The sequence below is a fragment of the Mesorhizobium sp. M4B.F.Ca.ET.143.01.1.1 genome (genome assembly GCF_004792275.1).
GTDB classification, from domain to species: Bacteria; Pseudomonadota; Alphaproteobacteria; order Rhizobiales; family Rhizobiaceae; genus Mesorhizobium; species Mesorhizobium abyssinicae.
This window is the reverse complement of sequence record NZ_SRSR01000022.1, coordinates 61058-80451: the sequence shown is the minus strand read 5'-3', so window position 1 is coordinate 80451 and position 19394 is coordinate 61058. Positions and strand designations below refer to the sequence as shown.

Genomic DNA, 19394 nt, shown 5'->3' with positions numbered 1-19394 from the left:
ATGAATGACTCATGCGAGGCGTCTCAAGGCTGTCCGCGATCCAGCGCCAGATCTCCGCCTCGCCCGAGACGCGCAGAGCTGGCCGGTTGTGCAGGAGCCGTCGGCAATATCCGCCTTCCTCGTTCGGATGGGTAACGCTTGCGATACGGAGTCTTGACTTTGGCAGTCGCTCTGTGACATTACCTATATAAAGTTCGAAAGAAGGCGATATGGATCATGCATAGGTCACAGAGACCCGAATGAAGGCAACGTATAAACGCACCTATTCGCGCTACGCGATGGAAGCGCTTGGCCTTTTCGGTAAGACCATCCGGCTTGGCCGGATGCAGCACCGGTTAACCGCACAGGAGTTAGCCGAGAGAATCGGTGTTTCACGCAGCACCCTGCAGCGCATCGAGAAGGGCGATCCCAAAGTCGAAATCGGACTGATGTTCGAAGCTGCTGCCATTGTCGGTGTGAAGCTGTTCGATGCCGACGGCAATGGCATCACAGCCCTCACAGGCCGCATGGACGATCGCATCGCGCTGCTGCCGAAGCACGTCTACAAGGCCGGCAAGCAGATCGTCGATGAGTTCTAAGGTCCCCAAGTACGACGAAGCCTATGTCTGGGTCTGGCTGCCGGGCGAGACCGCGCCGGTTGTCGCCGGGCGGCTATATGCCCATGACGGACTCGTCAGCTTCAACTATGGCAGGAGCTTTCGTGAACTGGGAAGCGCGATCCCGCTTTATCTCCCGGAACTGCCCCTGAAGGCAGGCGAATTGCCTTTGCTTCCTGGCCTAACCATGCCGGGATGCATCCGCGATGCTGCCCCTGATGCCTGGGGACGACGGGTTATCCTAAACCGCAAATTCGGTGTGAAGGGCGATGAAATCGCGCGGCTCGATATTTCAGAACTGACGTTCTTGCTGGAATCAGGCTCGGACCGCATCGGCGCGCTCGATTTTCAGTTTTCGCCAATGCATTACGAGCCGCGCGCACTGGCCAATGCCACTCTCGAAGAGCTTGTCCAATCGGCGGAGCGGGTAGAGAAAGGTATTCCGCTCACCCCCGAATTAGATCAGGCGCTGCATCACGGCAGCTCGATCGGCGGCGCAAGGCCAAAGGCGCTGATCGAGGGTGACGCCGTCAAGCATGTCGCGAAATTTTCCTCGTCTGCCGACCTTTACAGCGTCGTCAAAGGAGAATTCATAGCCATGCGGCTTGCCGCCTTGTGCGGCATCAGAGCGGCATCCGTCTCGCTCGTTCGCGCCGCAGGCAACGACGTGTTGCTCGTCGAGCGATTCGACCGGATCAAGGTCACGGGCGGCTGGCAACGCAAATCCATGGTCTCAGCGCTGACGATGCTCGCGCTCGATGAGATGATGGCGCGTTACGCCAGCTACCAGGATTTGGCGGAGATCATTCGCCACCGATTCACCGCGCCGTCGGAAACTCTGCGCGAGTTGTTCAGCCGCATTGTCTTCAACATACTTTGCGGCAACACCGACGATCATGCCCGCAACCATGCGGCATTCTGGGACGGCGCTAAGCTCACCCTCACGCCTGCGTACGATATTTGTCCGCAGGCCCGCAGTGGCCAGGAGGCCAGCCAGGCCATGCTCATCAGCGGCAATAACCGCATGAGCCGGATAGCGTCCTGCCTTGAAGCGGCGCATCACTTCCTGCTCAGCGCGCCGGAAGCTCTTGCGATTGTTGAAGGCCAGCTCCGATGCATTGCGGAGAATTGGCCGCGTGTCAGCGAGGAAGCTACGCTATCCGGCACAGATCGCAATCTGTTCTGGGGCCGACAGTTCCTCAATCCCTACGCTTTTACGGCGCTGGAAGGAAGCGCCGACGTTCTCCGCGCTCTGGCTGACGAACTACGCAACAGTGTTCACGCCTGATCCGGCGCTGGATTTCGGACAAGCTCGGCAAGCGCAAGACGCCCACAATATCGACAACCCTTGCCGTGCCAGGACGAAGATTGAACAAACGGCTCTTCAACAGTGACAACGTGCACTGCGGAGAGATGTGGAGCTGACACCGCAAAAGCCCAAGACGCGCGACTTCCCGCGATACAACTCCACATAACTGAGCGTCTACAAGCGGTGCAGCCAGCCAAACATCCAGCCATCAAAGCGATGATCGTCTGATCTTTTGCCGATGACATCACGTCGGGGAAGCCTTGTTCGAGCGCTTGCCGCTTCATATCGATACCGGCCTGGGCGTAGCGCATCGTTAGTTCAGCCCGAGTGGCCTGGCCATCGACTGATGGTGGCGATGTCAACACCCGCCTTGACGAGGTGGATGGCCGTCGTGTCCCGCAAAGGGCGATGATGGATGCTTTTTTCCGCCATGGTGGTTCCTTCGCCCGCAGCCATGTGTGCGCAGCAAGTATGGAACACCGAACCGGGTGAGCAGTGTGGGGCGGTCGTTGCTTTGCTCGGCGGGACAGGGCGATACCAGACGAAGGTCACAATCGAAGATTCAGGATCCCTGAACTCGTGCATCCGTATTGAACATCAGCGAAAACAGAGCGTAATCCCGCTGTCCAGAAGGCGTGCGGCGGACGATACGCGCCAGGACGCTCTTGATTTCCGGGCTCATCGAGATATTCGACAGGTGCCACCCACGCGCCCTCTTGAAGGGAAGTGTCACCACCAGTTGCAGCGTATCCTAATATTCGGGGTGCTCCGAAATCAGGAACCGCGCAAAGGCATCCATCGCCGCCAGCCTTGCATTGCGGGTCGCAACTGCCACGCTCGACCTCAAGTGATGTGAGAAAGCTGCCCATCCTGTCGGTATTGATGTCGGAGACCGCTTCTTTCAAGAATATCTTCCCGCTCTCCCGCGGCATGAGCCCGTGGCATGCTTCGGCCCAATGCTGTGGATTGATGTTTCTTCATGCCACAACCTCGCTGACGAGACCGCCGAAAGCCCCTTCAAAGCGGTCGGTGGCGATCTCTCGCAGCTTTGGAAGGTAGTGCATTGATTTTTCGTGGAATGGGGACCCTGTTTAAAGGGTGATTTTCGTCCAAACGGGACCCTTTAACGATGGGGTCATCAAGATGCCTCCGGCTTGATCGGAGGCATTTGTGTTTTGGATGTTGGTTTTAGAGACGATTGCAAAGATACGTCGGCTGTCGCTGGTCCAGGGGAAGTCGATCAAGGCGATCTGCCGTGAGCTGAAGATCTCGCGCAAGGTGGTGCGCAAGGTCCTGCGTTCTGAGCAGACGGAGTTCCGCTACGAGCGCAAGCACCAGCCCTATCCCCGCATGGGAGCTCGGCGTGAGACGCGGGACCGGCTGCTGTCGGCGAATGCGGCCAAGCCGCAGCGGGAGCGGCTGCCGGTCGCTTCGACGGCTTCCACTGCATTCCCCCGTCGGTGTCGAAGACCTGCACGGTGCGCTTCGACAACAACAAATACTCGGTGCTGTCGAGTGCCGTCGGTCGGCCCGTCGAGATCCATGCTTATGTCGATCGGATCGCATCCGCCAGAGGATGGCGTGGTCGTGGGAGAACACGTTCGCTCCTTTGGCCGCAACGAGGTCGTCTACGATCCCTGGCACACGGCGCGCGCCGTTCCTTAGCTGGGTCGTGCGGTCGGCAATGGAGAAGGTGCGGCGCAGCTCAAGGCGGTTGATGACGTCGACCGGCAGATGGTGTTGATCCTCACCTGGGTGCTGACCGACGGATTGAGCGCGGTCGAGGCCGCCTGTCAGGAAGCCATCGAGCACGGTGCATCGTCGGCGCCGGTGATCCTCAACATCCTGGCCCGCAGCCGCGATCCGGCGCCGGGCACGATCCTTTCCATTCCCCAAGCGCTGAAGCTAGCTCACGAGTGTCGCCGACTGCACCCGCTATGACAGTCTCAGGAGGACAAACAGCCATGGAACGCACCGAGGTACTGGAACTGATGGGAGCGCTGAAGCTCTACGGAATGCGCAGAGCCTATGACGAGATCATGGGCGCGTCGCCATCAAGCGACGGCACGAGCCGCCCAGGATTGTCGGTGATCTCTTGCAGGCCGAGATATCGGAGAAGCAGGCCCGCTCCATCAAATACCAGTTCGCTGTCGCCAAGTTGCCGCTGGCCAAGGACATCGACGACTTCGACTTCGCCGACACGCCGGTCACCCCCTGATGCGCGATCTCGCCCGGCCGCGCCTTCGTCGCCGATCAGCGCAACATCGTCCTGGTCGGCCGCCTTCACGGGTCACCCAACTCGCGCGGAAGGTCGACCGCATTGCGACGGGCGCGTGTCGACTTCCCAACAATGTCAGACAGGAGACGCAACGCTATCGGAGCGATCGCATTGCCCGAAACGATTTTCCCAGTTGGCACGACAATTGCGGTCCTATGCGCAAAAGCAAACTAGACCTGAGAGCCGCACCGCATGAATGTAGCCTCCCAATATCTGCCGCTTGTGGCGCATCACGAAGCCGGGCACGCGGTGGCCGCCATCGTTTTGCACCGTCAGACGTTCGACGACGACCGTGAACTCCCTGCTTTCTCAAGTGTTAGTATTTACCCCGACGCCGGTGACGGAGAGTGCGGTGGTGTTGTCGAAGGCGCGGGTTTTTATTCAGCGCAAGGATTCACCTCGAAGCGAAAGCCGATTTTCGAGGACGATATGGATCGATGTTTGGAACGCGATGATGCGATCCGGGAGATAGTTGCGTGTCTGGCAGGTCCTTTTGCAGACTCCGCATTCGAAGGCTATCTGGACCCGCGCGATATGGCGATGAATGCGTCCGATGGGAATGAGGGGAGCTGCGACTACGCGGATGCCAAGCGAATCTATGGTGAGTTGCGGTTCCTGATGCCGCGCCGCCCCGATTGGGGGCGGATCGAAGATTGCACGGCCCGGCTAGTACTCGATCACTGGTCGGCCATCGAAGCATTGGCCGCGCATTTGCTGGTCAAGCATGATCTCCAATTCGATGAGGCTCTGACGATTGTTGCGCCGCATCTTCCGCCCATGCCAGCAGCTACGCCGCCAGAGCGTCATCCGCAGCCTGCTTGATCAGCCATTCGATGTGATTTGACCACATCTGCAACACCTCGCGCTTCTCCTTGACTTTGCTATAGAGATTGTAGATTTCGCCAATGTCTGTCAAGGACGCCGCCTTGTGATTCAGTATGTGCTCGATGACGTGTGGCAATACCTGCCGCCTGCCGAGATTTGTCGCGAGCGTCCTGCGCAGATCGTGAAGGGTCCAGTTCTCCAAAGCCACCCCGTCAGTATTGACCTTGCCGTCTAGAGCCTTCTTGCCCTTCGCGTAGCCTGAGAAGTGGCTTCTTTCGTTGCCCCTCGCAGGGAAAAAAACGTGTCATTGGTCTTCGGTACCGTCTGGGGGACCGACACCGCCAGTGTGGGCAGCGGAATAAGCGTAGGCTCTTCGTTCTTCGTGCGGTCACCCGATAGTTCCATGTTCCGGCTTCAAGGTTGAGGACCAACGCATCGCGGCAACTTCCGTACGCCTCTGTCCGGTCAGAATGAGCAGCTTGACGATGGAGCCGAACGAATAGCCGATATCGCCCGGTTCGGGCTCACAGCCCGTTCATATAGCCGCCAGTTCGGCATCGTTCACCACTCGCTTGCGCTTGACGATCGGGGCCGGATCCGGATTTTCCAATCCCTCGCGGGGAAACCGCGGATGAGCCGTTGCGGCGGTTTGCGACACCAGTTGAAAAATGCCCGCATACACCAGAAGGCCGTGTTAGCCGCTTGCGGGTGACCCCCGGCGACGATCTTCTTGGTGACGTTAGCAATGTCGGTGTCGATCACATGGTGGATAGAGCGACTCCCGAGGGCAGGCACAAGATACCGGTTCAGGCTGGCCTCGACCAGTGCGGTGTTTTGAGGGTCGTTACTCGGCGGCCTGGAGGTGACCGCCATCGCCGTCCTCGGTATCGTCAGCGCTGATATGCGCCTGATCGGCAAGGAAGGCTGGCAGTTCCGATGGAGCTATGCTGGAATTTGGGTGACGAGGCTGATCAAGCGGCGCTCTGCGGCTTCGTTTCGATGACCTGGATTCCGTCCAGGAACCTGGCACCTGCGATGAGTTTCGGCAACTGATTTTGTCCTTTCAATCGTCGCCACTTCCTGGCCGCGGCCAACAGCTTGAAGACCATCAGCTGGGCGGTTTTCGAGGATAGCGAGCCCTTGGTACGCACCGTGCGATAGCGAACGGTTGCAAAGACGCTTTCGATGGGATTGGACGTTCGCAGATGATCCCAGTGTTGGGCGGGGAAATCGTAGAGCGCCAGCGACGCAATATGATCTTTCGTCAGGCAGTCGACCGCCTTGGCATACGCCTCGGCCTCCATCTCGATCGCATGCGCAAGCAATTTGCGCGCGCCGCTGCGAAGTACATCCGTCAGGGTATCATCGATTTCGTCGGGCTGACGAAGGCGAACAATGTGTTGATAGTCTCGTTCATGGCGTATCACTCTCCTTGAGAGGTACTGGCAGGCTTCATCACCCGCCTCGATACGCCGCTCTCCTCAAGCCGCCATCATCCAGTTTCCGCCATGGCTCCCCCTGATTGATCCGCTTCACCTGTGCAACTGCACAGGCTGCCCTAGCGGGGAGATTGGCCTCCAATGGCGAAAGCTTGCCGCAGGAGACCCTCCGATGACCGTGCCTATGGCGCCGCCGCTACGACAACTTGCCGACAAGCAGCGTGCGATCCACTGCCGCGCTACTGCGCCTTCAAGGGACGTCTGGATCGCGACGCAGGAGCCGATGACTGTTACGGGATCAATTCCAGGTCGCGCTGGCCGTCGCTGTGCCAGTTCGACGGTCTGGTGGCAATTTGGGCACATCTTCTGTCGCCGACAGTGGCGATGGCTGACGCTTCAACGAAACGGGGTCTTCGACGTCTGCTGCCTACGCCGATGCTTTGCGAAGTGGCATAATGTTTCGACGCACGCAGGCGCGGGCAGGGGATGTCAGTCATGAATCTCCTGACTGGCGCGGATCAGGCCGATTGGCGGGATGAAAGATCATACGACTACACCGCTGGCCTGACGCTGCGGGAGTGGGCTTGGGAGTTCTTACGCCGCAATCCAGCGTTCCAGCGCGATCTGACCGCTGCGCGCCAGCATTGCAAGACTTGGTCTCTCCAATCCTTTCTCGATATGGTCGCGTCGGCCGGCGACCTGTCACGCTGGGGTGTTCTGTTTCGCGGAGTCTTGTGGCCGCGCTTCGGTCGTATTCTGGTGTCCGCTCTGGTGCGTCCATGTGCTGCCGGTCATTGCGGAACGGTTGCCTGCCTCGTCGCCGACACCGCCGTTCGAACTCTCGGCATTGCCCTGTCGTGCAATCGTCCTGCTGGCGCCCGACAAGAGCCAGCATGTTCTTCTTCGCAATGCGGACCACGCGCTGCAGCTCGCCGTCTCGGGCGCGAATATCCTCCACCCTGTTTGCCTGCATACGCAAGCCATCTGGCCCGCGGTGCTTTTAAAGCATCGACTGAGGGGACTGGAGTGCCTCAATGCTCTCAGTCTAGGGCAACAGTTGCCCCCCCGCTTGTTTGCGCCGGAAAAGCGCGGCGTTCGTTTGTCCTTCGTTCTTCGTGCGCTCGACGGTTCGCTCGCCGGAGCACCTCATCGCGAGCTCGCCGAAGTTCTCATCGGTCAACGGCGCGTCCATGCCGACTGGGCGGATCCTCGCGATCATCTGCGCGACCGCATCCGTCGGGCCGTCTCGCGTGGCCGCGCGCTCATGAATGGTGGCTACAGAGATTTCCTAATTTGAAAAGCGACAGTCCGCGCTGTGCGTCGGTGGATGAACGTTCGCTCGCAGCTGTACCCGTCACCAACAGTTCGCCCGCCGACAGGACTGCATGGCGCCTTGCAAGTGCGCTCTGGTCTAGCTTGTCGATGCCGAAAATGAGATGGGCGAGGGTGCCAAGGCGGTGGTTCATTAGGGCCGGCCTCGACCTGGACGCACATCATTGGTCGGAAAGCGGCGTGCACCGCAATGTCGCCATAGCAGCCAAGATCCTTTGAGTCCGGACCTGCAGTCCTGTTGGACCGGCGGGTGCAACAATATGGAGGGATTTGAGGCCTCACACCGTTCCCTGGTCGACAGCTCGGTCAGACATAGCACCCACCGCTTGATTATGGAAATGGTGTGCCTGGAGTGCAGCGAGTAGCGGCTTGCTGCGCACTGTCCTAAGAATAGCAGTCATGACCCGTCTGGGGTTCTGCAACACGACGATTCAACCGCTTGGGCATTGTCGCATATCCCACAATGTAGAATGCGCAACAGGGCAAAAGCTGATCCATCGGCGGTTTATCAATGCTTTTTGGCTTGGCACGGCACATGCAACGCAATCGGCAAAAGGCGCACGAACTGAGTGGCCCATCGGCCCTAGGAGCGCTGATTTATGCCCTCCCAAGGCATGTCCGGCCCGGCAGCGAGCTCAGTCTCCTGCCGGGCATCCGTGTTTCAGGTCAACGGCGTTTGGAACTTCCAATTAGGTGGCGGCATTGACCGCAGGCCGCCCCCCGGTGGGGCGGAGAGACAGTGCAGCAGGTTTCAAATCCCGCCCATGCAAAGATATTTCATTTCCAGATAGTCCTCGAGGCCATGACGGGAACCCTCCCGCCCGATGCCGGATTGTTTGATCCCGCCAAACGGTGCCGCCTCCGAGGACATGCGTCCCGTGTTGATGCCAACCATGCCATATTCCAGAGCCTCTGCCACACGCCAGACCCGCTTCAGGTTTGAGGCATAGAAGTATGCGGCGAGGCCGTAGATCGTGTCATTGGCCTCGCGCACGACCTGATCCGCATCGTTGAAGCGAATGATCGGCGCGAGCGGCCCGAATGTCTCCTCTTGCGCGACTGCCATGACGCTGGAAATCTCGGTGAGGACCGTGGGTTCGAAAAACGTGCCATTCTTGCCGATACGCTGGCCCCCGCATCGTATTGTGCCGCCTTTCGCAATGGCATCTGCGATGTGAGACTCGATCTTGGCCAGAGCATGCTTGTCGATGAGCGGTCCGATGTCCACTCCGGCATCGAATCCGTCGCCAACCGACAAGTGCCGGATTCTTTCCACGAATTTCTTGACGAACTCATCGTGAACGCTCGATTGGACGTAAATGCGGTTCGCGGAAACGCAGGTCTGGCCGGCATTGCGGAACTTCGCCTGGACCGCACCGTCAACAGCACCGTCAATGTCGGCATCATCGAAGATGATGAAAGGTGCATTGCCGCCGAGTTCAAGGCTGACCTTCTTGATCTGGTCAGAGCACTGACGCATCAGCAGCCGTCCGACCTCCGTCGAACCGGTGAAGCTGATCTTTCGAATCTTGGAATTGGTGCAGAGTTCACGGCCCACGCGATCACCTTCGGACGCATAGATCAGGTTGACCACGCCATCGGGAAAGCCGGCCTGATGGGCGAGGGCGAACATTGCGCCAGCCACAAGCGGCGTCTGTTCAGCGGGCTTGAGCACGATTGTGCAGCCCGCAGCCAAGGCCGGCGAGATTTTGCGCGCCACCATGGAGGCCGGGAAATTCCATGGCGTGATCGTGCCAACAACGCCGATGGGCTGCTTGATCACTAGCATTCGGCGGTCTGTCGAGGGTGCCGAGATCGTCTCCCCATAGACGCGATTGGCCTCTTCGGCATACCATTGCAGATACGCCGCCGCATGCGATACCTCTGAAATGGCTTCGGCAAGCGGCTTGCCCATTTCCGCAGTCAGAATCGCGGCGAGATCGCCTGCATGGTCGATGATCAGCTGATGCCATCGCCAAAGAACGTCGCTACGTTCTCGGGCCGTCAACGCGGCCCATCCCGACTGCGCAACATAGGCCTTGTCTACCGCAGCACGTGTCTCCTCCACGCCCATATCGGGAAGCTCTGCCAAAACTTCGCCGGTCGACGGATTGACGACCTCGAACGTCTTATTGCCAACTGGTCTGCCGAGTGCCGGCAGGCGGTCGATGGCTCCAAACAGGTGCGGGGATTTCAGGCGACGGATCATCGGCAGGCACAGGGGCAATACCGGATTCCTCCTCAACGCAGCGAACATCCAGGTCGACGGGCCGTCAGTGTGTATTCTGCACCAGTGGGTTCGTCGTAGGGCCTCGGCAAAGCAGCTGGTAGACCACGCTAGCCCGATGAAAAGACAGCAGTTTCGTTAGTTTGAGTGCCCGCGGTTCATCAATTGATGGATTAAGCAGTCGGATGTTTGCTTCATCCACCATGCCTGCTGGTGGCGTGCGACTGAATTCTGCAAAAAGGCGGCATACATGCTGAGGAGCGCCATTTCGGCGAGAGGCCGCCGGACCGCCAATGCCGCGCAAGGTCGGCGAAAACGACTCCGCGCGTCTGCATGATCTGCTTGGCCCACGGGCCTCCAACGCTCTTCCCACGAGAAGCCCCGATGAAGAAGGAAGGTGTGATGAGTTTCTTTACTCATCCTTGCCGCCCAGCGGCGGGCCGACCACCAAAATGGCGGGCTCGGCCGAAAGCAGCTTTTTGGCCGCCGCCTTGACCTGTTTGAGCGTCACCCGACCGATGCTGCGGGCGCGACGCTGGTTGTAGTCGACGTCGGCCTTGTGAATCTGCAAATCCAGGAGCCGGTCTGCAATCGAGCGGGTCGAGCCCAGTTGGTCGATGGCATAGGCGCCGATCAGGTGCTTCTTCGCCGCCTTGAGCTCGGCCCCGGTCGGTCCTTGCTGCGCCATCTGCTTTACCACATCTCGCACGATGCTCAGTGTTTGGGCAGCGCAGTCCGAGCGTGTCTCTGTCGTAACCAGAAGCGAGTCAAGGGTTAGTTCAGAGCTGACGTGATAGGCAAGGCCGCGTTTTTGACGTACCTCCTCGTAAAGGCGGGAAGTCAAGTATGAGCCGCCAAGGATGTCGTTCAGCAGCACGGCCGCGTAGAAATCCGGCGCGCTAGGCTTCACGCCAGGCCAGGCCAACGTCAGCGAAGTCTGCGGCAGGTCGTAGTTCTCCTCCACCAGTTGACCGAGTTTCGGCGCGACATCGTAGACGGGGACGAGGGTTTGTTGCTCAGGCAAATCACCAAACAGCTGGTCAAGCCTTTCCCTCAACGTGTTCGCGTCAATGTCACCCACCACGGCAATATGGAGCCCGTCGCGAGCGAAAATGGCCTGGTGGAAGGCGCGGAGGTCGGACGGCGTGATGCCGGGGAGGCTCTCTTTTGTGCCTTCTCCCGGCCTTGAACAAGGATGCGCGCCATAGATCGCGCGCAGCCATTTGCGCTGAGCGATGGCGTTAGGGTCTCGCTCGCTGCCGACGATGCGGGAGACAATCTCGGCGCGGACGCGATCGATCGGCCCCTGCTCGAAGCGCGGCGCGTTCAGCGCGAGCCGAAGCAGGCCGAACGCCGCGTCCTGCTTTTTGGAAAGCATGCACATCGATCCGTAGATGTCGTCGCTTTGCGCGTCCAAACTCATTTCGGCGCCGGCATGGTCGAGCTTCACCTGGAAGGCACCGCTGTCGTAATGGCCAGCGCCTTCGATGAACAGGCCGGCCATCAGTTTGGCCATCCCCTCCTTCCCGACCGGGTCCTGCTTGGTGCCGCCCTTGAAGGCAAAGCCGATGTTGACGATTTCCACTGTGTGGTCCTCCACCAGCCAGGCGATGATGCCCTTTTCGGACTTCACCTCCTGGATGTTCATCGCAGCATGGGGCCGAGCGCCGAGCGTCATCTCTTGATTCTCCGTCTTGGGCAAGAGATAGCCCGTGGTCGAACGGTCGAACGCGAGATAGCGGGCGGCAACTGCTTTGATTTGCTCGGGGGTAACCTTGCGGATGCGATTCGGCCGTTCCTCGACATCCTTCACGGTACCGCCGGTGGCCAGCGTCGAGCCGTAGATGCTGGCGAGCCAGTCCAGGTTGTCTTCCGCAAAGATCATATTGAGCAAATAGTGGTCCTTGGCCTTGCCTAGTTCCTCGTTGCTGACACCATCCTCGGCAATGCGGGCAACTTCGGCAGCGGCCGCCGCTTCGAGATCAGCCAGCTTGGCATCGCCGCGCGGTGCGCCATAGATGGCGAACTTGGTGTCGTCGAGCACAGTGCCCTGGAAATAGACGCGGGCGCTGGAAGCGATACCTTGCTGGACAGCGAGCGCCTGGTAGAGCCGGCCGCGGTTACCGCCGCCGAGAATTTCGGCCAGCAGGTCGAGCGCTTCGGCCTCGCCCGGCTTGGCGGTGTGGTAGGACGGCACCACCCACTGCGTCGAAAAACTGGGCACGCTGACGCGGGCGTCTGAGAGCGTGACGGTGCGCCTGGTGTTCTGCTCGGGCTCAACCGGCCGGATGCGCGGCGGCAGGTCAGGTCCGCGCGCCACCTTGCCATAGGTCTTTTCGGCCAGCGCCCGCACCGTGTCCGGTTCGACATCGCCGGCCACGATCAGCACGGAGTTGTTGGGCCAGTAGTACTTTTCATAGAAGACGGTGGCGTCGACGCGGTTCAGCTGCTCGATCTCCTGCATCCAGCCGATGATCGGGATGCGATAGGGGTGGTTCTGCCACAGCGTCGCGTCGATCTCCTCATGGAGAACGTCCTGCGGGTTGGTGTCGGTGCTTGAGCGGCGCTCCTCGATGACCACATCGCGCTCGGTCTTGACGACATCGTCGGTCAGGATGAGGTTTCGCATTCGGTCGGCCTCGAAGCTCATCATCAGCTCGAGCGCCGACGGCGCCACTGTCTGATAGAAGGCGGTGTAGTCGGAGGAGGTGAAGGCGTTGTTGGAGCCGCCGATCTCGAACACTGCGCGGTCGAATTCGCCGCCCGCATGGTTGGTCGTCGCCTTGAACATCAGATGCTCGAAGAAATGGGCGATGCCGGATTTGCCCGGCGGCTCGTCGGCGCTGCCGATCTTGTACCACACCATGTGGGTGACGATCGGCGCCCGGTGGTTGGGAATGACGACCACCTCCATGCCGTTGTCGAGCACGAAATCCCTCGCCTTGCCGTCCTCCCATGCGACGGGGATCGGAGCCGGCCCCGCGCCGACCAACTCGGACGCAACGGACGTCCTGCGAAGCCCATGAGTGCGGGGCTTGCTTGGTAGTTCTGGTAGGGAGAGTGGGGTTATGGGCTGCGTTCCTGGCAAAGTGATCTGTTCCTCATTTTGAAGGATCTATGTCTCCCGAACGCCTATTGGGAGAAAGTGGATCGGCACGCGACGCCGAGCCACATGAGCCGTCAGCGTGTTGCTGGGCCTGACGCGAGCCTCATCTTTGGATGCGTCCGGGAAACTTTCGGCATGGTGAGGCCATGGGAAGTCTGCTCGTTATCCATTGGGTGTTTGCGGATACCTGAGCATGCCCCGTGCCAAGTAAGAAAGCCCCGATTCGCAAGGTTTGATCCAACCTTGATACTTGCGATATCCGACATTGTCGGGCATCCGACAGAAAGCGCCTTTCGCCGGCGCGCCGGCTATGACGCTCGCCTCCTCCGGCGTGACGACGATCCTTTGGCGGGCGCCGCGCACACCGATCTGCCCGCCTATCAGCACCGCGACATCGAAGGACAGCGCGATCGTGACTGGATGGGTCTTACGCAAACATGCAGCAGTGCCACCGCGATCAGGACTTCATCCGCCCCACAAAGACCCGAGCGCGAGGGACGACGTGTAAGGCTAATGATGCCGCGCATAAAGAGGTAAGGTCCCTCGTCGTACCGGCGAGCCCCTTCGCTGGGTCTCGCGAGGGTCTGGTTTGCGAACGTCGACCGACAGCATCACGGCATGGGCGGCCCCATCGGTAGGCAAGCATTGACCGTGCCATCAGCGTTGAGGCAGCGCAGAGCCCAATTTCCCGGTGCCAGCCGGTACGTTGGAGCTTCAACTGTGGCCAGCCAAGCGGGCCGAGGCCGTGAAACTCCTGATACCCTGGACCGTCCGGATTGCAACGCACGACGCCTTGGTCTCGCGCCAACGTCCATTGACGCTCAGCGAAGCATCATGCGGACGAGCTGGGAAAGCTTGGCCGGGCCGGCGCCTTCCCAGGCGCATGGGACGCGCGACGACCCATGTGGACCTTGGATTTCACTACGCACTTACGCTGCTTTGGCCTTGTCAGCAGCCTGAGCATAAAGCGTGCTCAGCTTTCAGGGCGAGCCTCTTTCATGTTGATAGCATCTGTCGTCATTCAGGATCGCCCCATTTTCGCATGCCGCTTGCAGCTTTCAGACTGTTGTCAGCCAGGGCCGCCATAAAGGGTCTCGTTTAACGCATTCGGGAGGCTTCATCACTCGACCACATTAATTTCGGGCGGTTCGCCGGCGCTCCGAATGGCACTTAACACCAGATCCTCTCCAAACCCGTGATGATCCAAGAGGAAAACGAAAAATCCCTAAATCATAAAAAAGCACCGATACGGTCGGCTCCAGGCTGATGAAATTGCGGTCTCACTGGCCACGCACGATACTTGCGATGGCGATGGCCATTGCAAAGGCCGGTCAAGCACCCAAGACGCTGACAAGCACGCCTCCGACCAAAGCTCGATCGTTGGCAGCCTTTCTAGCCGTATACTTGGGGCATTTTGGGACGGCGATCCGGACGCCGATTAAAACCTGCCGGTCGTCTAAATGGAATGGTTGGTCCGGGTCCTTACTGGACCCCGCCAACCCGATCGGGCCGGCGCACAGGGGCACCCAGACAATTGGACACGTCGCCTTTGCGCGGCGGCTTGCACTTTCTCGGATGGCCTTTTTTCTCCCCGGGCGAAATCGAGCGAGCGGTGAGGCGGAGCCTTCGATTTTGCCGATCATGTCGTGTCGCTTCGATCGAACTGCTCAGACGATGATAGCGGCATTGATTGCCGCGGCCGAAATGCGTTGTGTGAAGTACGATTTCTACGCCGTATACATACTGCCGTACAGTTCGCCCTGTCAGCAGCCTTGCCAGCAATCCGCCCTGTGTCCAACTGTCGTCGAATTCACCGGTGTCATTGAGGAATTCGTATGATCGCCTCGAAACCATCATTGCGACCGCGGGCGGGCGACGCAAGCTCTAGACTGCCACCGATCCGCTGGATAACCATGTTAGCGATATGTAGACCAAGGCCTGAGCCCGCAGCAGGAGTAGCACCACGACTAAATCGCTTTGTAAGCCCTTCGAGGTCGGGGAGGGGCACCACCGGTCCGGCGTTTGCAATAGCGATGGTTCCATCAGTTTGGACGGAAACTGTTGTCGGAACAGTGGGCAGTCCATGTATCAGCGCATTCTCGATCAGGTTACGAAGGAGGATCCCAAACGCATCGACATCCACTTTGCGCATCAAAGTGGTGCAGCCGTCGACGTTAAGATGCAGGCGTCCGGCATATTGCGGCTTTTTCCTCAGGTCGTCGATTTCCAGCCGAACCGATCGGACAAGATCGATCGCGTGATCCGCCATGCCAACCCCCGATTCGGCTTGAGCGAGCTGAAGCACTTTTTCGACAAGGCGGCCAAGGCTCGACAGCGCTTGCTCGATGCCGCGCGCACGCATTTTGGCCGACCCATTGGGAAGCTCGGCCACTAATCTCTGCATCTGAGCGATTGAACCTGCGATCGGCGTGCGCAGTTCATGCGCACTGTTTGCGGCGAACTCGCGTTCGGCCTCGAGAGCCGCCCGCAGACGATCGAGAAGCCGATTGACGGATGCCGCGATTGGAGCCAACTCTGCCGGGAAATCGCCCAAGTCCATTGGTGACAGATTGCCGCCGTCGCGCGATCCGATCTGCTGTCGCAGTACCTCGATTGGCCGCAGCGAGCGCCGGATCACGATCCACCAAACAGCTAAGCTAAAGGGCAGGAGCACGAGTGTCGGAAGGAAGACAAAAAGTGCGCCCTTCGCGATTGTGGTACGGCGGCCATCAAGCGGTTCGGCCAACTGATGATACACGCCGTCTTGGATCTCCTCTGTGTAGACGCGGTAATCAGCGTTTCCCCAAAAGCCGTTACTCAGGGGAGCATCAGGGAAGGGCTGCTGACCCTCTTCCGGTTCGGAAATAAGCACTACCCCGTACTTATTAATAACCTGCTCACGATAGGTCCAGTACTTTTTATAAGTTGGCAAGTGGTTATTGTATTGATCAACGTGTTTTCCATTCAAGACCTTGATCAGCTCTGGTTCTCTGTACTCTGCGCTCGCCTGGAGCAAGTCATCCGAACTTTCGTTTACATTATTGCAAAAAATGAACGCAGCAATGGTTGGGGCGGCGATCCAAACCAGGAGCGTTGCCCCGCCTAACCACGATATCAGCTTTCTCGTCATGCTGTTCGAGTTCGTCATGTGACCACGAGCCTGTATCCGGAGCCACGCACGGTTGCTATTCTATCCCCGCCGATCTTCTTGCGGAGCCGGCTGACATAAACCTCCACTGTGTTGCTCTCGAACTCCGAATTGAATGAATAAAGCGCGTGCTCGATCCTCCCCTTTGAAACGACCGAACCGGGCCGGCGTAGAAGGCAGTCGAGCACCGCCCATTCGCGTCCAGACAGGTGGACCTCCTGCCCGTCGCGGAAGAGGCGTCGCTCGGCTGCCTGTATGGAAAGCGTCCCAACCGAAAATTGCGGCTCCGGAAAATGCCCTTGGCGACGTGCCACTGCACGGATGCGTGCCGAGAGTTCCCCCAGATCGAACGGCTTGACCAAATAGTCGTCGGCGCCAGCGTTGAGCCCCTCGATGCGGTGCGAAATCCGATCGCGGGCTGTCAGAATGATGACCGGCGTTGTATCAAGCCCCTTGATCAGCTCCCGCAGATAGTCGATGCCATTGCCGTCCGGCAGGTGAACGTCGAGCAAAATAACGTCGTAGCCGGCCACAGCTGCATGACCGCGCGCTCCGGACAGGCCCTCGGCCCAGTCGACCGCGTGGCCACCAGCCACCAAATGATCGTGCACAGCACTTCTAAGGTCGTCGTCGTCTTCAATGAGCAGTATTCGCATCAGGCTGCCGAGCTCCGGTATGAGGGCAAGGCTCCTGCCTTATTGATCGAAGCTGACAGTAGGCTGAACCGGCGCCAGCGAATATCTGGGGGCTTTCAGGCTGCTGTCAGCTACAATTGCAAGAAAGGGGTCGTTAACAAAGCCAAACGAAGAGGCCTTATGAAACCCCTCCTGATCTCGGCACTTTTGCTCAATGTGACCACCGGCGGCTGTACACTGGTTGGCGGGCAATTCGACGTGGCGGTCAACGAATGGCAGCCGCGCCACGCGTCAATGTCCAGGCTTGAAACTGACAGGTGTCTTAAATACGAGGGCACCGTAGCGGGTGCCTCCAGTTATCGAACAGTGCCTAGCAGGTCAGAAGTGCACTTTGACCATAGGGGTCGTCCGTATTTTCGGCGCTCGCGAACAGAGTCGACGGTCAATCGATGCGCCACTGCCAGAGTCTGGAACGGTCAAGTGTTTGTTATCCCCCGTCCGGGCCATATTCTCTGCCGAGGACCAAGAAGGCCCTATTTTCGGTGCCCACGAACAGAGCCAACGGTCAATCGATGCGCCACTGCCAGGGTCTGGAACGGTCAAGTGTTTGTGATCCCCTGTCCCGGCCGTGTTCTCTGCCGAACTCGCCCTTGTAGTCGGCACACCAAAGATCGTTAGGGCGACAGCCGTTTGAAAGTGGTGTCCCCGTCGCCCTGTTGCGCCTGCGCTTGCGGCGCTCGACCATGCCGGCGGTCGAGCACGGCATGCACGGTCGAGATCGCGGGCCGGTGCACATCCGGATACAGCCGGGCCAGCCGCTCGCGTATCTTCGGCGCACCCCATGTCGGCTTGTCTTGCTTGAGGCGCACAATCAGCTTCTCGATTTGAAACGGAAGCTGATTGGCGTGGCGATAGGGCCGCCGCGATCGGTCCGTCAGCCCCTCCAGGCCGCTGTCGTTGTAGCGCGTGAGGATCTTGTAGCCGGTCTTGCGCGAGATATCGAACTCCCGGCAAAGCACCGCCATCTTCTCGCCGTCCAGCAGCCGGGCGACGAACTTCAGCCGCTCTTCCATGACGTTACACTCCTTCCAAGGCACCTTGCTCTCCTTGCAAAGGGCCGAAAGTGTAACCCATCTATCCGGAATGAACTGTCACCCATCTTTCGGGAAGGGCAGTCATGGCCAAGGCAACTGGAAGCCGAATTTTCTTTTAGAGTATGAATCAGCGCCGTCTGCCGAAAAGCGCGTCCACGATCTTCCCTTTTGAAACGACCGTGCAGGGCTGGGGCAGACGGTAGTCGAGCACCGCCCATCCGCGTCAAGTCAGGTAGACCTCCTGCCCGTCGCGGAAGAGGCGTCGCTCGGCTGCCTGTATGGAAAGCGTCCCAACCGAAAATTGCGGCTCCGGAAAATGCCCATGGCGACGTGCCACTGCATGGATACGCGCTGAGAGTTCCCCCAGATCGAACGGCTTGACCAAATAGTCGTCGGCTCCAGCGTTGAAGCCCTCGATGCGATGCGAAATCCGATCGCAGGCTGTCAGAATGATGACCGGTGCCGATTCAAGTTCCTTGATCAGCTCCCGCAGATAGTCGATCCCATTGCCGTCCGGCAGGTGAACGTCGAGCAAAATAAGGTCGTAGCCGACCACAGCTGCATAATCGCGCGCTTCGGACAGGTTCTTGGCCCAGTCGACCGCGTGGCCACCAGCCACCAAATGATCGTGCATAGCACTTCCAAGGTCCTTATCGTCTTCAGTGAGCAGTATTCGCATCATGCTGCCGAGCTCCGGTATGAGGGCAAGGCTCCCATCTTATTGGTCGAAGCTGACAATAGGCTGAACCGGCGGCAGCGAATTATTTGGGGAGCTTTCAGGCTGCTGTCAGCTACAACTTGCAAGAAAGGGGTCGTTAACAAAGCCAAACGAAGAGCCCCTATGAAACCCGTCCTGACCTCGGCACTTTTGCTCAATGTGACCCCCGGCGGCTGCATCAGCAAATTGATTTGGGAAACAGGCGCGCCGGTTCTAATGACCGACGCAGGCCGAGGTCTGGAACAGCTGGACCAGCGAACGGCGTCTTCGGTTTTTCAGGCAACAGCCACATGGAAGAATATGATTGGCTCGACCATGCGCCGAGCTTTGTCGAACGGATTGGTCGCGGGCGCACTACCACAGATTATGGCAGGTTTACGCCCTGGCCTTGACACCCGGGGTGATCGTCACCGGCGGAGCCGCGGCGTACTGATCGGATATCTAACGTCGCTGAGTCTCTCGTCGGTGCAGTGGATCTCTCGGCTTAGCCATCATGCAAAAAACGACGGTTCCGCGACACCACTTTTCAGGTCCGTGACACAGGCTTTGTGAGCCGATCTGTTGTTCTTACCCCAGGCTAATGGCTGAACAGCTCTGTCGCCGGCTCGATGCGCCAGATGGCGCGATGTTTTGAACCCTTTCACGAGGCGACGGCAGCAGCCGACCGGCTCTCCTATCGCGGCTCCC

Annotated in this window: 12 protein-coding genes and 5 pseudogenes; 6 read left to right on the top strand and 11 right to left on the bottom strand. The window is 59.2% G+C overall.

Features of this window, described 5'->3' with window-relative positions:
• Positions 1-239: 239 nt before the first annotated feature.
• Together EN786_RS32665 and EN786_RS32660 are read left to right on the top strand one after the other, a co-directional pair.
• Complete coding sequence (locus EN786_RS32665) at positions 240-578, top strand: helix-turn-helix transcriptional regulator (RefSeq protein WP_063169282.1); 339 nt, start codon at positions 240-242, stop codon at positions 576-578.
• On the top strand, positions 568-1884 hold the full coding sequence (locus EN786_RS32660) for a HipA domain-containing protein (RefSeq protein ID WP_063169281.1): 1317 nt from the start codon (positions 568-570) through the stop codon (positions 1882-1884). Before EN786_RS32665 ends, EN786_RS32660 begins: the two co-directional genes overlap by 11 nt.
• 569 nt (positions 1885-2453) lie before the next feature.
• Here EN786_RS32660 and EN786_RS32655 read toward each other — a convergent pair.
• A complete protein-coding gene (locus tag EN786_RS32655) occupies positions 2454-2810 on the bottom strand; it encodes a hypothetical protein (protein ID WP_126080678.1) in 357 nt (118 codons plus the stop codon).
• A gap of 516 nt (positions 2811-3326) precedes the next feature.
• On the opposite strand from EN786_RS32655, the pseudogene EN786_RS38970 reads away from it, so the two are divergent.
• From EN786_RS38970 to EN786_RS32640, 3 genes and pseudogenes are all read left to right on the top strand, one after another.
• A pseudogene (locus EN786_RS38970) lies at positions 3327-3859 on the top strand (IS21 family transposase); the annotation flags it as partial.
• A gap of 10 nt (positions 3860-3869) precedes the next feature.
• Positions 3870-4183 (top strand): annotated as a pseudogene (locus EN786_RS38965) (ATP-binding protein); the annotation flags it as partial.
• A 192-nt stretch (positions 4184-4375) separates the two neighbouring features.
• Positions 4376-5005 carry a hypothetical protein gene (locus tag EN786_RS32640; RefSeq protein ID WP_126080679.1) on the top strand — a complete coding sequence of 210 codons (630 nt, stop codon included), beginning with the start codon at positions 4376-4378 and terminating at the stop codon, positions 5003-5005.
• On the opposite strand, the gene EN786_RS32635 is transcribed toward EN786_RS32640, so the two are convergent.
• Positions 4971-5216, bottom strand: coding sequence for a tyrosine-type recombinase/integrase (locus tag EN786_RS32635; RefSeq protein ID WP_126080680.1), 246 nt, complete (start codon positions 5214-5216; stop codon positions 4971-4973). The genes EN786_RS32640 and EN786_RS32635 overlap by 35 nt on opposite strands.
• Before the next feature lie 763 nt (positions 5217-5979).
• Complete coding sequence (locus tag EN786_RS32630; protein ID WP_256748481.1) at positions 5980-6435, bottom strand: transposase; 456 nt, start codon at positions 6433-6435, stop codon at positions 5980-5982.
• Positions 6436-7228: 793 nt separating this feature from the next.
• Between EN786_RS32630 and EN786_RS32625 the strand changes: the two genes are divergently transcribed.
• Positions 7229-7744 (top strand): DUF2285 domain-containing protein, encoded by a 516-nt coding sequence (locus EN786_RS32625; protein WP_224570032.1) that lies wholly within the window; start codon positions 7229-7231, stop codon positions 7742-7744.
• Positions 7745-8530: 786 nt separating this feature from the next.
• Here the strand turns inward: EN786_RS32625 and EN786_RS32620 are convergent.
• The 8 genes and pseudogenes from EN786_RS32620 to EN786_RS32585 form a co-directional block, all read right to left on the bottom strand.
• Complete coding sequence (locus EN786_RS32620; protein WP_095486045.1) at positions 8531-10006, bottom strand: NAD-dependent succinate-semialdehyde dehydrogenase; 1476 nt, start codon at positions 10004-10006, stop codon at positions 8531-8533.
• A 412-nt stretch (positions 10007-10418) separates the two neighbouring features.
• A pseudogene (locus EN786_RS39565) lies at positions 10419-11144 on the bottom strand (pitrilysin family protein); the annotation flags it as partial.
• 549 nt (positions 11145-11693) lie between these two features.
• A pseudogene (locus tag EN786_RS32610) lies at positions 11694-12998 on the bottom strand (pitrilysin family protein); the annotation flags it as partial.
• A 276-nt stretch (positions 12999-13274) separates the two neighbouring features.
• Positions 13275-13547, bottom strand: a complete 273-nt coding sequence (locus EN786_RS32605; protein ID WP_024505391.1) for a hypothetical protein — start codon at positions 13545-13547, stop codon at positions 13275-13277.
• Between the two features lie 1384 nt (positions 13548-14931).
• Complete coding sequence (locus EN786_RS32600; protein WP_126063917.1) at positions 14932-16260, bottom strand: HAMP domain-containing sensor histidine kinase; 1329 nt, start codon at positions 16258-16260, stop codon at positions 14932-14934.
• Entirely contained in the window at positions 16257-16916 is a 660-nt protein-coding gene (locus EN786_RS32595) for a response regulator transcription factor (protein ID WP_024505389.1), read from the bottom strand. The genes EN786_RS32600 and EN786_RS32595 overlap by 4 nt, the downstream gene beginning before the upstream one ends.
• Positions 16917-17535: 619 nt before the next feature.
• Positions 17536-17968: pseudogene (locus EN786_RS32590) on the bottom strand (helix-turn-helix domain-containing protein); the annotation flags it as partial.
• Positions 17969-18212: 244 nt separating this feature from the next.
• A complete protein-coding gene (locus EN786_RS32585; protein WP_224570033.1) occupies positions 18213-18671 on the bottom strand; it encodes a response regulator transcription factor in 459 nt (152 codons plus the stop codon).
• Between the last annotated feature and the right edge of the window lie 723 nt (positions 18672-19394).